This window comes from Streptomyces sp. TRM68367, from assembly GCF_014495685.1.
In the GTDB taxonomy this organism is placed as follows: Bacteria; Actinomycetota; Actinomycetes; order Streptomycetales; family Streptomycetaceae; genus Streptomyces.
In genome coordinates this window covers 1-3,896 of the sequence record NZ_JACTVI010000216.1, presented here as the reverse complement: position 1 = coordinate 3,896, position 3,896 = coordinate 1, and the positions used below count along the sequence as shown (strand labels likewise).

The window sequence follows — 3,896 nt, the reverse complement described above, 5'->3', positions numbered from 1 at the left end:
CGAGGCCGTCCACTACCTCGCGGCCGAACCCCCTACGTCACTCCAGAAAACCAGCTAACGCAGTCTCCACGAAACCCGGGGCTTGACAGAGAACACAAAGCGCTGAGGGCGTGTCCAGGCGCTCCGCAGGACATGCCACGCTTCAGCAGCCCGCAGATTCTGCTGCTACGCCCACTCCACTCCGAGTGCGGCGAGTGCGGTGCGTTGGTCGTGGGTGAGTTTGTCGCGGCGGGTCTTGGTGTTGGAGATCCATACGCCGAGCTTGTGGTGGTGTTCCTGGCCGTTGATGACGACCCGTTCGACGTGTCCTCTCGGTACTGCCTTGTGGACGCCCTCGCGCTGGATGTACTGGGTGAGGGCTGCCAGACCGCGTTGGAAGGCTGATGCCTTCCCAGTGCCCTTGGCCGCCGGGGCCGGGGCGGGCTGTTCGGCGGGTTTCACGCCCAGCGCTGAGAGTCTCCGCTGCTGCTCCTCGGAAAGTTGGAACCAGTCGCGGGACTGTCGCTGGAGCCACCGCCCGAGGTCGTCGCCTTCGAAGAGGACGCCGGGTTGGATGTCGGGGAGTCGGCCGTGGGGTTCGTCGGCGGCGAGGTCGGTGAGGATGCGGTAGTGGCGTTGCCAGTCCAGTGGCCAGGGGCAGTTCCAGTCGGGGTCGATCGTGGTCAGCTGTGCGGCTCGGGCTGCGGCGCGCTGCGGGTTCTTGCCGAGGCCGTTCTTGCGGCGGAGGTTGGCCATGTGTTCCCCGACTGGGACCAGTTCTCTGTCGGCGTCGCCCCATACGGCGTGCCGCTTGGGGGCGAGGTGGCCGTGGGCGCGGTGGAAGGAGCGCAGCGCGGCGAGTTTGGTCTCCCAGGCTTCGTCGCCGGGTTCCCAGACCATGCCGGCTTCGTCGAGCAGTGTCTTGCGGTGGTCGTCGAGTTCACCGGCGCGGTAGGTGCGCCGCTGCTGGTGGACCCAACGCCCGAGAGGGAACGCCTTGGTGACGCCGGCCTCGGTCTTGGTGTCGTAGGGCACGGCGTGCAGGCCGGTGATGTGGTTGTCCTTCCGCCAGCGCAGCAGGGCCTGGTAGCCCTCGAGCCAGACCAGTGATTCCGGCCGGTACACCCGGATACGCAGGAACGCCGCGATCGTCATCGCGTCCCTCGGGGTGGAGAAGTGCAGCAGCGCTGACTCCGCCGCGCCCTCGGCCTCGTCCTGCCCGCCCTCTCCTTCGGACGTGGTGCCGATGATCCGCCCGTCCTCGTCCCGCTTCACGTGCACCTGCCGCCGCCCGCTGCTCAGCGCCCGGCTGGCGAGCTGCTCGACGAGGCGTTCCGAGTGCGAGCGCAGGCCTTGAAGAACGGCTACGAGGGGTGCGAACGAGGCGGAAGCGACCATGTCGGTCGGGTCCTCGCCGGGCTGGAGGAAGACGGGCACGATGATCCTGGCGGTCTTGGCCGTGCCGTCGGGGTTCGGCCTCAGCGCCCGGCCGATGTTCTGCACGATCTCCACCTGGGAGCCGCGGGTGTCGGCGAAGCACACCGCCTCCACGCCCCGCTCGCCGACGATGTCGACGCCCTCACCGAGGACCCGGACGGAGGCGAGGAAGGCCCGGTGTACGCGGCGGCCCGCGGCATCGATACCGTTGGCGAAGTGCCGTAGGGCTTCGCGTCGTTCGGCGACGAGGTGGTCACCGCACAGCCATGCCGACCAGACGCGGTCTGGCGGTACGTGGCGGCCGGCCTCCAGCTGGTAGAACTCCGCATCGATCGACGACCGGGGCAGGGCCTCCGCATCGGCCAGAGCATCGTCGGAGACCTCGGCCGCGTACAGTGCGGCGGCCGTCTGCGGCATCTTCTCCGCGAACGCCATCGCCTCTTCCACCCGCTGGTGGAAGGTCATGACCGTGCGCAGGTTCCGCGCGGCGGCGTGCTCCAGGAGCGCGGTCTGCAGCAGGGCGAGGCGCCGGCCCCGCTGCGCCTCCTCCGACTCCCCGAGGACGGGGGAGGGGTCGTGGATCTCCAGCACGTCGATCTCGAACCCGGCGAGGATGCCGCGTTCGATCGCCTCGGACAGTTCGAGCTCGTAGATCCACTCGCCGTACGGGCCGTCCGGGTCGGACGCCATGGTCGCGATCTCCACCTCCTGGCTGCCCCTGCCCTTCTGCGGCCGGGGCGAGGCGAGGATGCGGGGGGTGGCGGTGAGGTAGAGCCGGAAGTCCGCCGGGATGCGGGTGTTGTCGTGGATCGCCGCCCACGGCCGCCCAAGATCACCGGTGGTTGAGTGGGCTTCGTCGACGACGGCGAGGTCGAACGGGGCCATTGTCTGTCCGTACAGCCGCTCTCCGCCTGCCAGAGCGGCCTCCAGCGGCCCGCGGACCTTCCGCTGGCCCATCGGGTCCTCCGGGTCGTCGCGGTCCACCAGGGAGGCGTACGTGGCGAACACGATCACCGGCCCATGCCCCGCCCACAGCGCCAATTGGATCGCGTTCGTGGTGGTCCGTACGCCGAGCTGCTCCAGGACGTCGTCCTTCTCCAGCGAGCACACCGCGACCATCGGCCCGTTATGGCCGACCCGGCGCCACGCCTGGACGGTCTGTACGAGCAGATCGAGGGTGGGAACCATGACGAGGATCCGCCCGCCACGGAAGCACTCCAGCGCAGCCCACGCGGCCGTGATCGTCTTTCCGGACCCCGTGGCGGACACCACCGTGGCGCGCGCCCCTTCTTCGGGAACCGATGACCTTGCAGGGAATCCGACCCACTTACGGATACGCGCAGTCGCATCCACCTGGTGTTCCCTGAGCACGATTCTCTGAATGCCAAACTGCACTGTCATCAGTTCCTCTTGCCGAGAGTCGCGTTGCAGCCGATGCCTCATCGAACGGGGGTGAGCTTTTAAGCGCCGAGTCCTTTGAGGCCTCATTCATCGAGCCCGGAGTAGACCGTTGCCGTTCGGCATTGCGGTGCCAACATGCACTCAGCTTCCCCGCGGTAGACGGCCACAAGAGAGTCAGCTCCTCGCCACCAGGTGTCTGCACGTCCGGCAACCTCCAAGACCGGTTCAAAGCCGTTGAGTTGCAGCGCCTCCACGGCTTCACCGGTCACCGTGGTGATAGTGCGGGCGCACCGGCGGGCATGGTCTACGAGGGCCACCGACTCCACCCATCCCTCGATGCTGTCATGCAGAGGCACCCAGGTGCCGGCATGGATACCGAACTCCCCCTCGGGACCGATCATGAAGGCGTAGGGAAGCGCGGTGCGCTGCAGCCCGGCCCCGAACCACCAGCCCTCCGCCTCCGCCCCCTCAGGCACGTCCGCACTGAACGAACTGGGGCCACCGTCGTAGTGCGGAGACGGAGGGAGGGCTATCCCGCCCCAGATTTTCTGATACGCCACAGCACGGTCAATTTCTGCTGCCGGGATTCCATGCTCCAGCCACCGGGCCCGGTGCTGCTCCACACCAGGATCAGAAATCCGGTAACCGTGGATTCGGACGAAATATTGAGCCCTGCGCGTAAGCCCATCAGGAATCTTTTCCCTGATCGTCACTCGATTCACCTCATCGACTCTGCTCACCCTGTCGAGCTCACACAGCCTTGAGGGTGTGACTAGTTTCTCCCAACTCTACATGCTGCATCACGAGGAGGCATGCACTACGCTGAAACTTGACACGAACGAGCGGCCATCCCTCCCCGTAGCCAGCCAGGCCCGCGTCAGCGGGCCCGAAGGGACTGGAGGCGCAGCCGGAAGGACCGTTGAGGGCGGGGGAGCGCAGCGGACCCGCCCGGCCGGCCTGGAGCGTCAGCGGAGGGCCGGGTCCAGGACGAAGTCCTGCTGCTCCGGGAGCGCAGCGGACGGAGCGTCAACCCAGCTGCGCAGCAGCCGGGTTATGCGGGACGCGGAGCGTCCCGCCAG

At 67.7% G+C, this 3,896-nt stretch carries 2 protein-coding genes; both read right to left on the bottom strand.

Features of this window, described 5'->3' with window-relative positions; genetic code table 11:
- Positions 1–165 precede the first annotated feature (165 nt).
- Positions 166–2,817 carry a DEAD/DEAH box helicase gene (locus H8R17_RS44710; RefSeq protein ID WP_187828879.1) on the bottom strand — a complete coding sequence of 884 codons (2,652 nt, stop codon included), beginning with the start codon at positions 2,815–2,817 and terminating at the stop codon, positions 166–168.
- Positions 2,818–2,900: 83 nt separating this feature from the next.
- Positions 2,901–3,530 carry a hypothetical protein gene (locus H8R17_RS44705; protein ID WP_187828878.1) on the bottom strand — a complete coding sequence of 210 codons (630 nt, stop codon included), beginning with the start codon at positions 3,528–3,530 and terminating at the stop codon, positions 2,901–2,903.
- Between the last annotated feature and the right edge of the window lie 366 nt (positions 3,531–3,896).

What these genes read in the sequence shown, in the direction of transcription:
- H8R17_RS44710 (WP_187828879.1), bottom strand. Translation starts at nt 2,817, where the DNA reads ATGACAGTGCAGTTTGGCATTCAGAGAATCGTGCTCAGGGAACACCAG.